The sequence below is a fragment of the Arthrobacter sp. USHLN218 genome, from assembly GCF_037144715.1.
In the GTDB taxonomy this organism is placed as follows: Bacteria; Actinomycetota; Actinomycetes; order Actinomycetales; family Micrococcaceae; genus Crystallibacter.
Genome location: NZ_JBBCYT010000005.1, coordinates 25,135 through 41,661 on the forward strand (window position 1 = coordinate 25,135; position 16,527 = coordinate 41,661).

The 16,527-nt window shown below is 70.4% G+C and carries 17 protein-coding genes and 1 riboswitch; of the genes, 9 read left to right on the forward strand and 8 right to left on the reverse strand.

The window, feature by feature from the left end:
* Window positions 1-90: 90 nt before the first annotated feature.
* Window positions 91-1,107 carry a magnesium and cobalt transport protein CorA gene (locus WFH44_RS12475; RefSeq protein ID WP_336714194.1) on the forward strand — a complete coding sequence of 339 codons (1,017 nt, stop codon included), beginning with the start codon at window positions 91-93 and terminating at the stop codon, window positions 1,105-1,107.
* 24 nt (window positions 1,108-1,131) lie between these two features.
* Here the strand turns inward: WFH44_RS12475 and WFH44_RS12480 are convergent, their stop codons facing one another.
* The gene (locus WFH44_RS12480; RefSeq protein WP_336714195.1) at window positions 1,132-2,394 is read right to left on the reverse strand and encodes a pyridoxal phosphate-dependent aminotransferase; all 1,263 of its coding nucleotides are present in this window, start codon (window positions 2,392-2,394) and stop codon (window positions 1,132-1,134) included.
* A gap of 154 nt (window positions 2,395-2,548) precedes the next feature.
* Here WFH44_RS12480 and WFH44_RS12485 point away from each other — a divergent pair, with 154 nt between their 5' ends.
* On the forward strand, window positions 2,549-3,349 hold the full coding sequence (locus WFH44_RS12485; protein ID WP_336714196.1) for an SDR family oxidoreductase: 801 nt from the start codon (window positions 2,549-2,551) through the stop codon (window positions 3,347-3,349).
* A 13-nt stretch (window positions 3,350-3,362) separates the two neighbouring features.
* Here the strand turns inward: WFH44_RS12485 and WFH44_RS12490 are convergent, their stop codons facing one another.
* The 6 genes from WFH44_RS12490 to WFH44_RS12515 all read right to left on the reverse strand — a co-directional run bounded on the left by WFH44_RS12490 (window position 3,363) and on the right by WFH44_RS12515 (window position 9,491).
* Window positions 3,363-5,441, reverse strand: coding sequence for a xanthine dehydrogenase family protein molybdopterin-binding subunit (locus WFH44_RS12490; RefSeq protein ID WP_336714197.1), 2,079 nt, complete (start codon window positions 5,439-5,441; stop codon window positions 3,363-3,365).
* Window positions 5,438-6,451, reverse strand: coding sequence for an FAD binding domain-containing protein (locus WFH44_RS12495; RefSeq protein ID WP_336714198.1), 1,014 nt, complete (start codon window positions 6,449-6,451; stop codon window positions 5,438-5,440). The genes WFH44_RS12490 and WFH44_RS12495 overlap by 4 nt, the downstream gene beginning before the upstream one ends.
* Window positions 6,448-6,981, reverse strand: coding sequence for a (2Fe-2S)-binding protein (locus tag WFH44_RS12500; protein ID WP_336714199.1), 534 nt, complete (start codon window positions 6,979-6,981; stop codon window positions 6,448-6,450). Before WFH44_RS12500 ends, WFH44_RS12495 begins: the two co-directional genes overlap by 4 nt.
* A 95-nt stretch (window positions 6,982-7,076) precedes the next feature.
* Window positions 7,077-7,805, reverse strand: a complete 729-nt coding sequence (locus tag WFH44_RS12505; RefSeq protein ID WP_336714200.1) for a GAF and ANTAR domain-containing protein — start codon at window positions 7,803-7,805, stop codon at window positions 7,077-7,079.
* A gap of 43 nt (window positions 7,806-7,848) precedes the next feature.
* A complete protein-coding gene (locus tag WFH44_RS12510; RefSeq protein WP_336714201.1) occupies window positions 7,849-8,916 on the reverse strand; it encodes a YihY/virulence factor BrkB family protein in 1,068 nt (355 codons plus the stop codon).
* A 23-nt stretch (window positions 8,917-8,939) separates the two neighbouring features.
* Window positions 8,940-9,491 carry a flavin reductase family protein gene (locus tag WFH44_RS12515; RefSeq protein ID WP_336714202.1) on the reverse strand — a complete coding sequence of 184 codons (552 nt, stop codon included), beginning with the start codon at window positions 9,489-9,491 and terminating at the stop codon, window positions 8,940-8,942.
* 110 nt (window positions 9,492-9,601) lie between these two features.
* A riboswitch (guanidine-III (ykkC-III) riboswitch) is annotated at window positions 9,602-9,667 on the forward strand.
* 10 nt (window positions 9,668-9,677) lie between these two features.
* On the opposite strand from WFH44_RS12515, the gene WFH44_RS12520 reads away from it, so the two are divergent.
* From WFH44_RS12520 to WFH44_RS12530, 3 genes are all read left to right on the forward strand, one after another.
* Window positions 9,678-9,992: a DMT family transporter gene (locus WFH44_RS12520; protein WP_336714203.1), complete on the forward strand. Its 315-nt coding sequence runs from the start codon at window positions 9,678-9,680 to the stop codon at window positions 9,990-9,992.
* Between the two features lie 4 nt (window positions 9,993-9,996).
* Complete coding sequence (locus tag WFH44_RS12525; protein ID WP_336714204.1) at window positions 9,997-10,365, forward strand: DMT family transporter; 369 nt, start codon at window positions 9,997-9,999, stop codon at window positions 10,363-10,365.
* Window positions 10,366-10,521: 156 nt separating this feature from the next.
* Window positions 10,522-11,298, forward strand: a complete 777-nt coding sequence (locus WFH44_RS12530) for a sigma-70 family RNA polymerase sigma factor (protein ID WP_336714205.1) — start codon at window positions 10,522-10,524, stop codon at window positions 11,296-11,298.
* Between the two features lie 63 nt (window positions 11,299-11,361).
* Here the strand turns inward: WFH44_RS12530 and WFH44_RS12535 are convergent, their stop codons facing one another.
* Window positions 11,362-12,390, reverse strand: coding sequence for a glycosyltransferase family 9 protein (locus tag WFH44_RS12535; protein WP_336714206.1), 1,029 nt, complete (start codon window positions 12,388-12,390; stop codon window positions 11,362-11,364).
* A gap of 151 nt (window positions 12,391-12,541) precedes the next feature.
* Here WFH44_RS12535 and WFH44_RS12540 point away from each other — a divergent pair, with 151 nt between their 5' ends.
* The 4 genes from WFH44_RS12540 to WFH44_RS12555 are packed head-to-tail and all read left to right on the forward strand — an operon-like array spanning window position 12,542 to window position 16,474.
* Complete coding sequence (locus tag WFH44_RS12540; protein WP_336714207.1) at window positions 12,542-13,150, forward strand: D-glycero-alpha-D-manno-heptose-1,7-bisphosphate 7-phosphatase; 609 nt, start codon at window positions 12,542-12,544, stop codon at window positions 13,148-13,150.
* Entirely contained in the window at window positions 13,147-14,214 is a 1,068-nt protein-coding gene (locus WFH44_RS12545; protein ID WP_336714208.1) for a glycosyltransferase family 9 protein, read from the forward strand. Before WFH44_RS12540 ends, WFH44_RS12545 begins: the two co-directional genes overlap by 4 nt.
* Window positions 14,211-15,215 carry a glycosyltransferase gene (locus WFH44_RS12550; protein ID WP_336714209.1) on the forward strand — a complete coding sequence of 335 codons (1,005 nt, stop codon included), beginning with the start codon at window positions 14,211-14,213 and terminating at the stop codon, window positions 15,213-15,215. Before WFH44_RS12545 ends, WFH44_RS12550 begins: the two co-directional genes overlap by 4 nt.
* On the forward strand, window positions 15,212-16,474 hold the full coding sequence (locus WFH44_RS12555; protein WP_336714210.1) for a glycosyltransferase: 1,263 nt from the start codon (window positions 15,212-15,214) through the stop codon (window positions 16,472-16,474). Before WFH44_RS12550 ends, WFH44_RS12555 begins: the two co-directional genes overlap by 4 nt.
* Window positions 16,475-16,527: the final 53 nt, after the last annotated feature.

The window sequence follows — 16,527 nt, forward strand, 5'->3', positions numbered from 1 at the left end:
GGAGAATTTACGCACCGTCCGGCGCAGGGGCTGTTGGTAGATTGGCTGTGGTCCGGCGCAGGCAGTCAGGCCGGGCGGAAAGGACTGCAGATGTCGTTGGTGGATAACGCCGTGTACGTGGACGGGCAACGGGTAGCCAGCCCCGGCAGCTTGGACGAGACGTTCATGACGATGCGTACGACCGGCGGGATGGCATGGATCGGGCTGTACCGTCCCGACCCGGCCGATGTGCGGGCGGTGGCGCAGGAGTTCGACCTGAACGACCTCGCCGTGGAGGACGCGCTGAGCGGCCACCAGCGGTCCAAGCTGGAGCGGTACGGCGGAACGCTGTTCATGGTGCTGCGGCCCGCCCGCTACCTCGACGACGTCGAAAAGGTGGAGTTCGGCGAGCTGCACGTCTTCGTGGGACCGGACTTCGTGGTGACGGTCCGCCATGCGGAGTCGCCCAACCTGGCCAAGGCGCGCCGGCGGATGGAGCGCAAGCCGGAGCTGCTGGCCAAGGGGCCGCAGGCCGTCCTCTACGCGATCGTGGACCAGGTCGTGGATGAATATGCACCGGTCGTCGCCGGGCTGGAGAACGACATCGACGAGATCGAGGACGACCTCTTCGGCGGCAGCCCGGACGTCTCGCGCCGGATCTACGAGCTGCACCGCGAGGTGATCGAGTTCCAGCGGGCGACCCAGCCGCTGGACGAGATGCTGGCGACGCTGGAGCGCGGAGCCGAGAAGTACGGGCTGGACATCGACCTGCGGGAGCGGCTGCGGGACGTCCACGACCACGTCTTCCGGGTGGTGGACCGGGCCAACGCGTTCCGGTCGCTGCTGCAGAACGCGCTGAGCGTGCACTCCACCCTGGTGGGGCAGCGCCAGAACGAGGAGATGAAGCGGCTGACCGAGACCAGCCTGGCGCAGAACGAGGAGGTTAAGCGGATCTCGTCCTGGGCCGCCATACTCTTCGCGCCGACACTGGTGGGCGCCGTATACGGCATGAACTTCGACCACATGCCGGAGCTGGACTGGCTCTGGGGCTACCCGTTCGCCCTGGCACTCATGGTGGGCATCGGCGCGGCCCTGTACGGAGCCTTCAAATGGAAGAAGTGGCTCTGACTTTTCGCCAGCGACGGCGGCGGGTCAGGGCGCCGGGATGCCCGCGGCTCCGGCCAGGGCCTGGGCTTCGGCCTTCCGCCGGTAGACGGCCAGGAAGGACGAAATCCGCCGGACGGCCTCTTCGATCTCGGCGACGGACGGCAGGATGACGAACCGGAAGTGGTCCGGCGCCGGCCAGTGGAAGGCCGTGCCGTGCGAGACGAGGATCTTCTGGTCTTCGAGCAGGTCGAGCACGAACTGCTCGTCGTTGGTGAAGGGGTAGACCGCCGGATCCAGCTTCGGGAAGAGGTACATGGCGCCGGCGGCCGGAACACAGCTGACGCCGGGAATTTCGTTGAGCAGCTTGCAGGCCAGATCGCGCTGTTCGCGCAGCCGGCCGCCGGGCTTCACGAGGTCCCCGATGCTCTGGTAGCCGCCGAGCGAGGTCTGGATGGCGTGCTGGGCCGGGACGTTGGCGCAGAGCCGCAGGGAGGCCAGCAGCTCAAGTGATTCGCGGTACGCGGCGGTGGCGGCGCGCGGGCCGCTGACGGCGACCCAGCCGGCGCGGTAGCCGGGCATGCGGTAGGCCTTGGACAGGCCTGAGAAGGTCAGCACCGGGAGGTCTTCGGCCACGGCCGCCGTGTGGATGTGGACGGCGTCGTCATAGGTGATCTTCTCGTAGATCTCGTCCGAGAACAGGACCAGGTCGTGCCGGCGCGCGAGTTCCGCGAACTGTTCGATGACGTGCCGCGGGTAGACGGCGCCGGTCGGATTGTTCGGGTTGATGAGCACGATGGCCCTGGTCTGCGGGGTGATCTTGGCTTCGACGTCCGCCATGTCCGGCCACCAGTTGTTGTCCTCGTCGCAGAGGTAGTGGACGGCCGTGCCGCCGCTGAGCGTCACCGAGGCGGTCCATAGCGGGTAGTCGGGTGCCGGGATGAGCACCTCGTCGCCGTTCTCCAGGAAGGCCTGGAGCGTCATCGAGATGAGTTCCGAGACGCCGTTGCCGATGAAGATGTCCTCCACGCCGATCTGCATCAGGCCCTTGGTCTGGTAGTACTGCGAGATTGCCGTGCGGGCCGAGAAGATGCCCTTGGAGTCGCAGTAGCCCTGGGAATCGCGCAGATGGTGGATCATGTCCACGACGATCGACTCCGGAGCTTCCAGCCCGAAGGGCGCGGGATCACCCAGGTTCATCCGCAGGATGCGCTGTCCCTCCGCCTCCATTTTCTTCGCCGCGTGCAGGATGGGGCCGCGAAGTTCGTACCGGACGTTCTGGAGTTTGCTGGAGTGCTGCATGGGACGCATGGTCTATTTTTTCACAACCTCCGCCTCCCGTTCATGTGGTGTTCATCATGCGGGCGCGGCGGCAGGGCGGCTCGGTGGCGGCATCGGATGCCCTCGGCCACAATGGCAGCAAGCAGGACGGGCAGGCAGGAGCTACGCAGGTAGGAGAACGGCTATGACCACCTTTGTACCGAAGACAGCGATCGTGACCGGATCGGACTCGGGGATCGGCCGCGCCACCGCCGTCGCACTCGCGGAGGCCGGCATGGATGTCGGCATCACCTGGCACGAGGACCAGGCGGGCGCGGAGCGGACGGCGGACGAGGTCCGGTCCCTGGGCCGCCGCGCGGTGACGGCGCGGCTGGACCTCACCGAGCTGCCCGGGTGCGGCGCGGTGGTCGATGCCCTCGCCCGGGACCTGGGCGGGCTGGACGTGTTCGTCAACAACTCGGGCACGGGCGCGAACCGGAAGTTCCTCGACACCAGCTACGAGACCTGGCGGGAGGTCGTCGCCACCGACCTGGACGGGGCGTTCGTGTGCCTCCAGCGCGCGGCCCGGCTCATGGCAGACCAGGGCTCCGGGGGCCGGCTCATCGCGGTGACCAGCGTCCATGAGCATCAGCCCCGGGTCGGATCGGCGGCCTATGACGCGGCCAAACACGGCCTGGGCGGCCTGGTTAAGACCATCGCCCTCGAGCTGGCCGAGCACGGGATCACGGCCAACACGGTGGCGCCCGGTGAAATCGCGACGCCGATGACCGGCCAGACGGACGTGGACCCGCGGACCGTTTCGCGCCCCGGAATTCCGCTGGGCCGGCCGGGCGACGCGCGGGAAGTCGCCGCCGTCGTCGCCTTCCTGGCCTCCCCGGCGTCGGCGTACGTCACGGGCGCGTCCTGGGCGGTGGACGGCGGCATGCTGCAGATGGGCCCGCAGGCCGGCAGCCACATCACGGGCGAGGAGTGGCGGAGCGTCTGAGGCCTTCCTCTGCTTAGAGGAACTTGTCCGGTGTCAGCGGCAGGTCCCGCACCCGGACGCCGGTGGCGTGGTAGGCGGCGTTCGCGATGGCCGCGGCGGCTCCGACGATTCCGATCTCGCCGATTCCGCGGGCGCCCAGCGGGCCCGCGTGTTCATCGACCTCGTCGAGCCAGATGGCGTCCATGTCCAGCACGTCCGCGTTGGCCGGGATGTGGTATTCCGCCAAGTCGTGGTTGACGATGATGCCGAACCGCGGGTCCATGACGCTGTGCTCGTGCAGGGCCATGCCGAGTCCCATGGTCATGCCGCCGAGGAACTGCGAGCGCGCCGTGCGCGGATTGACGATCCGGCCGGCGGAGAACACCCCGAGCATGCGGGAGACCCGGATCTCGCCGGTGAAGCGGTGGACCTTCACCTCGGCGAACTGGGCGCCGAAGGAGTGCATGGCGTATTCGTCGGCGGCGGGATTCTTCGGCGCGGCCGCCTCCAGTTCGTCGCCGTCCTCCGGCTCCGTCCCGTACTTGGTCAGGAAGGTCTCACCCGCTTCGGCGATCGCCGTGCCCCAACTGGACAGCCCGGTGGACCCGCCGGCGATGCTGGCCTTGGGCAGGGCCGTATCCCCGATCTCCAGCCGGACGTCCCCGACTCCTACGCCCAGGGCGTCCGCGGCGACCTGCGTCAGCACCGTCCAGGTCCCGGTGCCCAGGTCCGCCGCCCCGATGGAGACCTTGAACAGCCCGTCCGCGAAGCGGATGCGGGCCACCGACCCGGGCTGGCTGCGCGCGGGATAGGTGGAACTCGCCACCCCGGTCCCGGTCAGCCAGTCGCCGTCGAGCCTGACGCGCGGACGGTGGTCGCGCTGCTCCCAGCCGAACCGCCGGGCGCCCTCGCGCAGGCACGCGACGAGGTGCCGGTTGGCGAACGGCCGGCCGCTTTCCGGGTCGATGTGCGGTTCGTTGCGGACGCGGACCTCGATCGGGTCCACGCTGCAGGCCTCGGCCAGCTCGTCCATGGCCACCTCGGGGCCGAACATTCCCGGGCATTCACCGGGCGCGCGCATCCAGGACGGAACGGGCACGTCGAGCCGGGCGATCCGGTGCGTTGTCCTGCGGTTCTCCGCGGCGTACATCATGCGCGTCGGCACCGCGGTCTGCTCCGCGAACTCCTTGATTTTCGAGGTCTGTTCGACGACGTCGTGGACGATGGCGGTGAGCCGGCCTTCGCGGTCGGCCCCGAGCCGGACCCGCTGGATGGTCGGCGTGCGGTAGCCGGCGACGGAGAAGAGCTGCTGCCGGGTCAGCGCGAGCTTGACCGGACGCCCGTTGCTCAGCTGCGCCGCCATGGCCACGAGGATGACGTGCGAGTGCGGCAGGCCCTTGGATCCGAACCCGCCGCCCACGTGCGGGCTGGTGACGTGGATCCGCTCGATGGGCAGGCCGAAGACCGGCGCGAGCGCCTGCCGCACTTGGTGGACGCCCTGGGTCGAGTCGTAGAGCACCAGCCCTGCGTCCGTCCACTGCGCCACCGTGGTGTGCGGTTCCATCGGATTGTTGTGTTCGGCCGGCGTCGTGTAGGTGCGGTCAATAACGACGGCGGCGCCCGCCAGGGCGGCATCGGGGTCGCCCTGGGAAGTGTCGGTGGGGAACCCCGCATTGACCTGGTCGGGCGTATCGAGGTCATTCCGGTCGGCGCTGAGCCGGGCGTCGTGGGCCTCCTCGTCGTAGCTGACGGCGACGAGGGCTGCGGCCTCGCGGGCGGTTTCCGGAGTCTCGGCGATGACGCCGCCGATGAACTGGCCGCGGAACCCCACCGCGTCGTTCTGCAGGATCGCCAGCTCGCCGTCCGAGGTGTCCTCCAGCCGCAGCGCATTGTGGTGGGTCAGGACGGCGATGACACCGTCCAGGGCTTCGGCGGCGGAGGTATCGATGCCGGTGACGCGGCCGAGGGCAATGGTCGACTGGACCGGATGCAGGTAGGCCGGGCGCTCGACGGGTTGTTCCCAGGCGTAGGGGGCCGTTCCGGTCACCTTCGCTACGCCGTCGAGCCGTTCGATGCTGCTGCCCATGGCCCGGGCTTCCAAGGGGGCGGTCATGAGTACTCCCGGGTGAGTTCGTGCAGCACGGAAATCATGGTGTTGCGGACCATCGGCACCTTGAAGGCGTTGTCTTCCACGGTGGCGGCGCGTTCCAGCTCGGCGTCGGCGGCCGCCCGGAAGTTCTCGTGCGTGGCCGCGACCCCGCGTAGGGCTTCCTCGGCGAGGGTAGCGCGCCAGGGCTTGTGGGCGACTCCGCCCAAGGCGATCCGTGCCTGGCGGATGACAGGAACCTTTCCCGGGGCGCCGCCGTCGTCCTCCAGCTCCACCGCACCGGCGACGGAAACAAGTGCGAAGGCGTAGGAAGCGCGGTCCCGGACCTTGCGGTAGGTCGAGCGCTCCGCCCACGGCAGGCCGGGCAGGCGGACGGCGGTGATCAGGTCCCCGTGGTCCAGGATGGTGTCCAGGTCCGGGCGGCCGTCCGGCAGGCGGTGCAGGTCCGTCAGCGCGATGCTCCGCTCGCCGGAGGGGCCTTGGACGACGACGGTGGCGTCCAGCGCCGCGAGGGCGACGGCCATGTCCGACGGGTGCACGGCGATGCAGTCATCGGACGCGCCGAAGATGGCGTGGTAGCGGGCGTAGCCCTCCAGCGCCGAGCAGCCGGAGCCGGGCACGCGCTTGTTGCAGGGCGTGGTGACGTCCTGGAAGTAGACGCAGCGGGTGCGCTGGAGGAGGTTGCCGCCGGTGGTGGCCAGGTTGCGCAGCTGGCCGGAGGCGCCGGAGAGCAGGGCCTGGGAGAGCAGCGGGTAGCGCGAGCGGATGACCGGATGGGCGGCGAGGTCGCTGTTGCGCACGTTGGCGCCGATGCTCACGCCGCCGTCCTCCGTCTCCGCGACCTCATCCAGCGGAAGCGAAGTGATGTCCACGAGCAGGGCGGGCTCCGCGAGGCCGAGCTTCATGTGGTCGACGAGGTTTGTCCCGCCGGCGAGGTAGGCGGCCCCGGGATTGCCGGCGACGTCGGCGATGGCACTCTCGGGTGCCGCGGCGCGCCGGTAGTCGAACGGCTTCATGCGCCGGATCCCTCGGCGGCTGCCTGCCGGACGGCGGCGACGATGTTCACGTACGCGCCGCAGCGGCAGAGGTTGCCGCTCATGCGCTCGCGGATCTCCTCGTCATCGAGGTCCGCGGCCGGCGGCGGATCCTCGGGCCCGAAGCCCGGAGTGACGTAGCTCGGCTGGGCGGCGTCCGCCTCGGCGAGCATGCCGACGGCGGAGCAGATCTGCCCCGGAGTGCAGTACCCGCACTGGAAGGCGTCCTGGTCGAGGAACGCCTGCTGGACGGGGTGCAGGTTTCCGCCCTCGGCGAGGCCTTCGGCGGTGACGACCTCCGCGCCGTCCTGGGCGACCGCGAAGACGAGGCATGAGTTGACCCGGCGGCCGTTGAGCAGCACTGTGCAGGCCCCGCACTGCCCGTGGTCGCAGCCCTTCTTCGGCGAGTAGACGCCGAGCCGGTCGCGCAGCGCGTCGAGCAGGGTGGTCCGGGTGTCGAGTCGAAGTGCGCGGCGGCTCCCGTCGACGTGCAGGATGATTTCGGCTTCCATCGGCTATCTCCCTGGGCTGGGGCCATGTGCCTGCAACCTATCCCACGGCCGGAGGGCGGACAACCCTTGGGCCGGTATTGCCGGGGGGCCGCGACTCAGTCGTCGAAGTGGGTGCTCGTAGTGCTCCCTAAGCTGGCGACGATGCCGGCGGCGACATCCCGGAGCTTGATATTCCGGCTGCTGGAGGCGGACTTGAGGATGTTGAAGGCCTCCTCCTGGCTGCAGCGGTTCTGGCCCATGATGATGCCGACGGCCAGGTCGATCGTGGTCCGCGATTCCAGGGCTGCCTTCAAATGGGACGCCGTGTCGGCCTGTTCGGCCACGCGCAGGGCCAGCTGCAGGGCCCGGGAGGCCTGGTGCCCGTACCCCTCGGCGACCCGGGCCGTTTCTCCGGTGAAGGCCCCGGGCTGCGCGGCGTAGAAGTTCAGGGCGGCACCACCGCCGGCCTCGAGCAGGAGCGGCACGCCCATCATGGAGTAGTAGCCGTGCCTGGCGACCGCGGCGAAGTACTCCGGCCAGCGGTCGTCGGTCCGTACGTCCTGCACGATGGTTGTCGTCCCCGTAGCGATGGCCGCCAGGCACGGGCCCTCTCCGAAGCCGTGCTGGATTTCGTCCAGTTGGCGTGCGGTCGGGTCGCTGTGCGCCACGGTTGTCGAGCGTTTGTGCCGCTTGAGGGTCACTCCGCAATGGATCTCGGCAGTGTCGCCGAGGATGCGGGTGGAATAGATGGACAGCTCATCGAGGAAGCGGTCCACGTTTTCGTTGTGCAGGATCATGTCCTGCAGTTCTTCCGTCACGGAGGTCGCATTGAGTGCATCGCCCATTCGCCAAGTTTAGGACGGCGCCACGGCCTAAGTCAGGAGGCTGCTACTCATTCCGGTAGTCCGTATGCACGTGCGAGGTCCGCAGATCGCGGCCATCGTTCACGAGTCCGAGCGCCTTCTCGCTGAGCTTCCGGCTATGCCTGGTGTCGCGCGGGGGAAGCTGGAGCTTCTCCTCGGCCTTGATGCCGGCCTGCAGCTGCCGGCCGCGCTCGATCTCCGCGTCGAGCTCCCCGCCGAACAGGAGCACGACGTTCATGATCCAGATCCACAGCAGCAGCACGATCACTCCGCCGATGGCGCCGTAGGTGGCGTTGTAATTGCCGAAGTTGCCCACGTAGAAGCCGAAGCCGGCGGTGGCCAGGCCCATGACGACGATGGCGACCATGGCCCCGATGCTCAGCCAGCGGAACTTGGGCTGCTTGACGTTCGGAGTGGCGTAGTAGAGCAGGGCGATCATGAAGACCACCAGCACGAGGAGTATCGGCCACCTGATGACGTTCCAGACCATGAGGGCCGTTTCGCCGAGGCCGATCATGTCGCCGAGTGCCTGGGCGAATCCGCCCGACAGGATGAGGAGCAGCATCATGATCACGACGACGGTCACGAGGAGGACGGTCACGCCGAGCATGACGGGGTAGAGCTTCCAGAAGGGCCGGCCCTCGTCGACGTCGTACATGGTGTTCATCGCCCGGCCGAAGGCGCGGACGTAGCCCGAGGCGGTCCAGATGGCGCCAATGATACCGACGGCCAGAGCGAGCCCGGCTGTGTTGGACGTCGTCAGCTGGTTGATCGGCCCTTCGATCAGGGCGATCGCGTCCGCCGGCGCGCCGAGCTGCTCCAGCAGGTCGATGATCGTGCGGGTGGTGGCCTCGCCCTGGCCGAAGATTCCCAGGATGGAGACCACGGCCAGCAGTCCGGGGAAGATCGAGAGCACGGCGTAGTAGGTCATGCCGGCGGCGAGGTCGGTGCACTTGTCCGCGCTGAACTCGTTCAGGGTGCGCTTGAAGATGTAGCCCCAGGAGCGCTTCGAGATGTCCGTGGGTGAATCGGGCTTGCGGTCGCTGTCGGGGGCCGGCCGGTTTTCGTTCTCCAGGCTTCGGTCGATAGTCATGGGTACCTGTTCCTGTTCTTGGGTCAGCGGTTGAGCCGATGGTAGGCGGATCCGAAATGGACCAGCGGGTCGAGGACGTCCCGCCCCGAAGCCAGGGTGCCCATGGCCCGGACTTCCCCCACGACCAGGAGATGGGTGGCGGCCGGATGGGCGGCGACGGTTTCCAGTTCGAAGAACGCGAGGGCGTTGTCGATCACCGGCGCCGAAGAGACCTCCCCGCGGCGGAAGGGAACCTGGGTCATCAGTCCCTCCAATGGCGTGCCCGGGCTGGCAAGCCAATTGGCAATGCCCTGCTGCCCGCCGGTCAGCAGGCTCAGCGTCCAGTAGCGGCTCGTGGAGACGGCCTCGCCGATCCGCGACTCGCCGTAGAGGCTCACGAGCATGGTCGGCGGATCATAGGAGACCGGCAGCCAGCCGGAGACCGTGGCGGCGTAGTCGCGGCCGCGGGAGGAGGTAGCGACGACTGCGACGCCGGCCGCCGCGTTGGCGCTCAGGGTGCGGTAGAGGTCGATGTCCGCCTGGCTGGGCGCGCCGGGCTGCAGGCGGTGGGTGGCCGGCGCTTGCGCGATCTCCATGGCTACATCGTGCCACGCAGGGCCCCCGAACGGACCGGACCCGGGCCAATCCTTTGGTGGGCTCGGCCACCAAAGTCCCGCTTCGCCGTCGTACTTTGCTATCTTCTTTGGCAAGGCCCCGATCCGGGGCCTCCGGACGACGGATCAGTACCCGGCACGCGACAAGACTGGCCATGAGGTTATTCAATGGAATGGATAATTCTGGTCCTGTCGGGCGTGCTTGAGGCGGTGTGGGCGACGGCGTTGGGCCGCTCGCGGAACTTCCGCCGGCTGTGGCCGACGGTCATCTTCTTTATCGCCATGTCGGCGAGCCTTGCCGGACTGGCGTTTGCGATGACGACGATCCCGGTGGGAACCGCGTACGCCGTGTGGGTCGGCATCGGTGCTGTGCTGACCGCGGCCTACGCGATGGTGTTCGGCGGCGAACGAGCCAGTTTCGCAAAAGTGCTGCTGCTCCTGGGCATCATCGGCTGCGTTGTCGGCCTGAAGGCAGTGGGGTAGCGCGATGCATTGGATTGTTTTGATTGCCAGTGCGGTGCTGGAGGCCGTGTGGGCTACGGCGCTGGACTATTCGGACGGACTGTCGCGGCCGGGGCCGACCGCGGTTTTCCTCGTCGCCGTGGTGCTGAGCATGACCGGGCTGGGGTACGCGATGCGCGGCATCGGCATCGGCACGGCGTACGCGGTGTGGACCGGGCTGGGTGCGGTGCTGACGGTGCTGTACGCGGTCCTATTCTCCGGGGAACCGGCGGGACTCTTGAAGCTGCTGTTCCTGGCAGGCATTATCGGCTGTGTGATCGGCCTCAAACTGGTCGATGGCAAGGCCGGCGGCAAGCCAGGCGGTAAGCCGCAGCGGCCCGGCGCGGGGGCCTAGGCCGCTTCTCCCGGCTTATACCTTCTTCTCCGGGGGTAGGAAAAGATTTCCGGCCAAGGAGTTTCCGAAAAGCCGTTGCCTTGTAAGCATGCTTATGTTTCTCTTGGGGTGAACGCGGGGTCCAGCCCGCGGCCGCAGACCAGAGAGTGACGCCCGATGAAGCCTGCCCTCAGCCACCGCACGAAGCTCTTCCGCCAGGCCCGAGCCGCCAGTGGTTCGCTGCGCCTGGCGCTCGAAGAGGAACTTGTCCTGGGACACCTCGAAATCGCGGAGACTGCGGCGAAGGGGTACGCGGGCGCCGGGCGGGACCTGGACGACCTGAAGCAGGTGGCGCGGATGGGCCTGATCAAGGCCGTGCGGGGCTTCGACCCGGACCGCGGCACGGATTTCCCCTCCTACGCCGTTCCGACGGTGACCGGCGAGCTCAAGCGCTACCTGCGCGACAGCTGCTGGATGGTCCGGCCGCCGCGCCAGCTGCAGGACCTGCGCACCGTGGCGGCAAGGACGGCCCCGGCGCTGGCCCAGCGACTGGGCCGCGAGCCCTCGCTGGCCGAGCTGGCCCGCGAGGTCGGAGAGGCTCCCGGGCTGGTGGCCGAGGCCCTGAACTGCCAGAGCAGCATGCGGCCGGAATCCCTCGAGAGCGCGCCGGACGGCCGCGGCCTGGCCGATGCGCTGGGCGGGGCCGACGAACGCCTGGAGCGGGCCGAAGAACTCCTGATGCTGCGCGCCGCCATCCGGGAACTCACGCCGCGCGAGCAGCAGCTGCTGTACTACCGGTACTTCGAGGAGGAATCGCAGCAGCGCGTGGGGGAGCGGGTCGGCATGACGCAGATGCAGGTTTCGCGCGCGCTGTCGCGCATCCTGGTGCGGCTGCAGCGCCGGCTGCTGGGCGAACCGGAGGCCGCCCCGGCCCGCCGGCTGCGCACCGCGTAGGAAGGCCCGTCGCCACGGAGCCGTGCCGATTACGAATCCATACGGATCACGAGTCTATACGGATCACGAATCCGTGCGGATCGCGGGCTCCGCCGCGAGGATGCCGGCGCCGGGCATGACCCCGAGGCCGGACAAGGCGTCCAGCACGTCGTCCGGAGTCACGGCGAGGAGCGCGGGATCCGGCTCCGCCGAGAACGTGTCGCCGCGCCGCTGTGCCTCGTCCGTCAGGACGATGTGCGGCCCGGGCGGCGGCCCCCATTCGGCCACGGGAGCCGGGCCGAACATGACCACGGAGGGCCGCGCGTAGGCCGAGGCCAGGTGCGCGGCGCCTGTGTCGGCGGAGACTACGACGGCGGCATCGGCGATCACGGCGGCGAATTCGGTGAGCGAGTACCGGCCCGCGGCCACGGTGCCGGGGCCGAGCCCGGCCAGCCCGGCCACTTCCTCCGCCCGCGGCCGTTCCCCCGAGCTGCCGGTGAAGACGACGTCGTGGCCGGCCAGCGCCAGTTCGCGCGCGACGGCGGCAAAGCGGTCCGCGGGCCACAGGCGGCTCCCGTAGGCGGCGCCCACATGCAGGACGGCGGCGCCGGGCCGGCTGGTGCGCTCGGCGGGACGGTGCAGCCGGTAGTCCAGCGGGTCCGCCGGGATGCCGTGCCAATCCAGCAGCCTCGCCCAGCGCTCGCGCTCGTGCAGTCCGTCCGGCCAGCCGGGGCCGTCCCAGCCGGGCGACAAATGGCCGATCCGGCGCCGGGGCTGCAGGGCTTCGATCCGGCCGCGGCTTTCGGCGCCGTTGCCGTGCAGGTTGACGGCGATGTCGACCCGGCCGGGGGAGAGGCTGATGGGAACGTCGAGGCCGTGGGTGTCCAGCAGGGCGTCGACGGAACCGACCAGTTCCATCATCGGACGCAGCCACGCCTGGGCCGCGTACAGGATCCGGTGGTCCGGGTGGGCGCGGCGCAGGGCGCGCAGCGCGGGCACGGCCACCAGGAGGTCGCCCAGCTTCAGCGCGCGCAGCACCAGCAGTTCGGGGCGGCCGTCCGGTTCCAGTCCGTCGGGCGCCGGGGTCCTGCCCGGTTCGGTTTCTGGCTGCATGGCTTCATCCTGCCAGAGCGGCCCGGCGCGCGGCGCGGCGGCGGGGAAATGCGCGGCGGGACGGGCGGGCGCCGGACGGCGATCCGGCCGCGGCGAAAAGAAGTCGGCGCTGAAGTGTTTAGCCGCTGCCGGAGGCGGGAACAGTCCTGATATGACTTCTCCGGCTCAGCACCCGCCGCGCGCCGTCCTCTTCGACCGGGACGGGACGCTGGTCATCGACGTTCCCTACAACGGCGATCCGGCCCTGGTCCGCCCGATGCCCGGCGCCCGTGCGGCGCTGGACGCCGTGCGCGCCGCCGGCCTGCCCTGCGGCGTGCTGACCAACCAGTCCGGCATCGCCCGCGGCCTGCTCGACCGCGGCCAGGTGGACGCCGTCAACGCGCGGGTGGAGGAACTGCTGGGTCCCTTCGACGTGTGGGAGATCTGTCCGCACGGACCACAGGACGACTGCGGCTGCCGCAAGCCCCGGCCGGGCATGATCCTCGAGGCCTGCGAGCGGCTCGGCCTGCAGCCGGACGAGGCCGCGTTCGTGGGGGACATCGGCGCGGACGTGGAGGCGGCCGCGGCAGCGGGCGCCCGGGGCGTGCTCGTGCCTACTCCGGTTACCCGCCCCGAAGAAGTGGAGGAGGCCGACCTCGTGGCGCCCGACCTGGCGGGTGCCCTCGGACTCCTGTTCGGGCCGGGAGGTCCGGCTCCGGTGCCGGGACAAGGGAGCCCCGTCCTGCAGGCGGCTGACGGGCTGCCGGGAGGCGGCCGATGAGCCGCGTGCTGGTGGCGCGGCTGGACAGCGCCGGCGATGTCCTGCTGGCCGGGCCCGCCGTCAGGGCCATCGCGGCAGGGAACGGCTCCAGACCCAACGAGGTGCTGATGCTCTGCGGACCGCAGGGCGCCGCGGCCGGGCAGCTGCTGCCGGGCGTGGCCGAGGTGTTCACCTGGGCAAGCCCATGGATCGTGGACCCGGCCCCGCCCGTCAGCGACGAGCACCTCGCCCTGCTGCAGGACTGGGTGCGCTCGCGGTCGGTCACCGAGGCCGTCATCCTCACCTCCTTCCACCAGTCGCCGCTGCCGCTCGCAATGCTGCTGCGGCTCTCCGGCGTCCGGCGCATCACCGGGGCATCGGTGGACTACGCCGGCTCGCTGCTCGACGTGCGGCTGAAGCCGGGCGAGGACTTCCCCGAAGACCAGCCCGAGGCCGAGCGTGCGCTGCGGATCGCGTCCGCGGCCGGATACCGGCTGCCCGACGACGACGACGGACGGCTGCGGGTGCGCGACGTCCCGGATGCGGGGGACCTGTTCGGTGGCCGCCCGTACGTGGCCGTGCACCCGGGGGCGGCGGTGCCGGCGAGGGCCTGGCCGCCGCTGCACCACGCGGCGGCCGTGGAGCTGCTCGTCGCCGCCGGCTACAACGTCGTGGTCACCGGAGGCCCGCGGGAGCGCGGCCTCACGGCCACCGTCGCCGGGCCGGACGCGCTGGACCTCGGCGGCGAAACGGACCTGCGCGGCCTCGCCGGCGTGCTGGCCGGGGCCTCCGCCGTCGTCACCGGGAACACCGGACCGGCGCACCTGGCCGCGGCCGTGGGCACCCCGGTGGTGAGCCTGTTCTCACCCGTGGTTCCGGCCGTGCGCTGGGCGCCGTACAAGGTGCCGGTGGAGCTGCTCGGGGACCAGAACGCTGCCTGCCGGCTGAGCCGGGCGCGTGAATGCCCGGTCCCGGGGCATCCCTGCCTGGCGGACGTGGCGCCGGAGGAAGTCGTGGCGGCCGTGCAGCGGCTGTGTCTTGGCGTGGCCTCGCTGCCCGCCCGGAGAGGAATGAGGAACGGATGAAGATCCTGCTGTGGCACGTGCACGGCGGCTGGACCGACGCCTTCGTGCGCGGGCAGCATGAGTACCTGCTTCCCGCGACCCCGGAGGGCGGGCCCTGGGGCCTGGGCCGGGCCGGCCGCGAGTGGCCCGAAAACGTCCGCGATGTGGCGCCGGAGATGCTTGGGCGCGAGGACATCGACGTCGTTGTCCTCCAGCGCCCTGAAGAGGTGGACGAATGCGCCCGGCTGCTGGGCAGGCGCCCAGGCAAGGACCTTCCCGCCGTGTTCCTTGAGCACAACACGCCCAAGGGCGGCGTCCCGAACTCGGTGCACCCGCTGGCGGACCAGCAGCAGATCCCGATCGTCCACGTCACGCACTTCAACCGGCTGTTCTGGGACTGCGGCGGCGCCCGCACCACCGTGATCGAGCACGGCATCGTGGATCCCGGCCCGCTCTACACCGGGGAGCTGGACCGCCTGGGCGTGGTGGTCAACGAGCCGGTGCGGCGCTGGCGGGTGACCGGCACGGACCTGCTGCCCGGCTTCGCGGAGGCGGCGCCGCTGGACGTGTTCGGCATGGGCGGCGACGGGCTGCCCGAAGCGGTCGGGCTCGGCCCGGACCGGCTGGCCGTGTGCGGCGACCTGCCGGGCCGGCGGCTGCACGCGGAACTGGCCCGCCGCCGCGCGTACCTGCACCCGCTGCGCTGGACCTCGCTCGGCCTGGCCCTGCTGGAGGCGATGCACCTGGCCATGCCCGTCATCGTGCTGGCCACGACGGAGGCCGCCCGGGCGGTGCCGCCGGAGGCCGGCGCGATCTCCGCAGACGTGGACTACCTGCGGGCCGAGGCCGCGCGGCTGGTCCGGGAACCGGAGGAGGCCAGGGCGCGCGGCGCCGTCGCCCGGCAGGCCGCGCTCGAACATTATTCCCTGGCGGCGTTCCTGAAGAACTGGGACGCCGTGCTGGCCGAAGCCGCGACCGGCGCCGGCAGATTGATGGCAGTGACCGAGAGGAGTCAGCTGTGAGGATATCGATGGTCTCCGAGCACGCCAGCCCGCTGGCCGTGCTGGGGGGAGTGGATGCCGGCGGCCAGAACGTGCATGTGGCCGAGCTGTCCGCCGCCTTGGCGCGGCGGGGGCACTTCGTCACCGTCTACACCCGGCGGGACAGCCGGGACCTCCCGGACCGGGTGTCCATGCGGCCCGGGGTCGAAGTGGTGCACGTGGACGCAGGCCCCGCCGAGCCCGTGCCGAAGGACGAACTGCTGCCCTACATGGGCGAGCTGGCGGACGGCATCAGTGCGGACTGGGGGGACAACCCGCCGGACGTGGTGCACGGACACTTCTGGATGTCCGGCGTGGCCGCACTCGACGCGGCGCGGCGGCACTCCGGCGGGGGCTACCCGGTGCCGGTGCTGCAGACCTTCCACGCGCTCGGCACCGTGAAGCGGCGGCACCAGGGCGCGCAGGACACCAGCCCGGAGCAGCGGGCGTGGCTGGAACCCAATATCGGACGCAGCGTGGACCGGATTATCGCCACGTGCTCCGACGAGGTATTCGAACTGGCCGCGATGGGGATCCCGCGCGGCAACGTGTCGATCGCGCCCTGCGGCGTGGACGTGGACCTCTTCACGGCGGAGGGTCCCGCGGAGGAGCGCGGGCGCAGGCACCGCATTGTCGCGCTGGGCCGGATGGTGCCGCGCAAGGGCGTGGACATTCCGGTGCGGGCCCTGAAGCTGCTGAAGGACCGGGGCGTCGGCGACGTCGAATTGCTCGTGGTCGGCGGATCTGCCGGCCCGGAGGGCCTGGCAACGGATCCGGAGGCGCAGCGGCTGCTGTCGCTGGCACGCGAACTCGGCGTGCAGGAGCAGGTCGTCCTGCGCGGCCAGGTTCCGCGCGAGCAGATCCCGGCCGTCCTGCGCAGCGCGGACGCCGTCGTCTGCGTGCCCTGGTACGAGCCGTTCGGGATCGTGCCGCTGGAATCGATGGCCTGCGGCGTCCCCGTAGTCGCGGCCTCGGTGGGCGGCCTGATCGACACGGTGGTGGACCACAAGACCGGGCTGCACGTGCCGCCGCGGGATCCGGAGGCGGTGGCGGACGCGCTCGCCGTCCTGCTGTCCGACCCGCAGTTCGCCGCGGAGCTTGGCCGGGCGGGCCGCCAGCGGGTGCGGACCCGGTACACCTGGGACCGGGTCGCCGCGGATACCGAGCGGGCCTACGGCATGGCCCGCAGCTCCGGCGCCCGGCGCGGCTCGCTGCATGTGCTCGAAGGAGAGGCGCTGTGAGGCGCCTGACGGCCGCGGCCCGGCCGGCGGGACCGGAAGCGGCCGAATCGTAC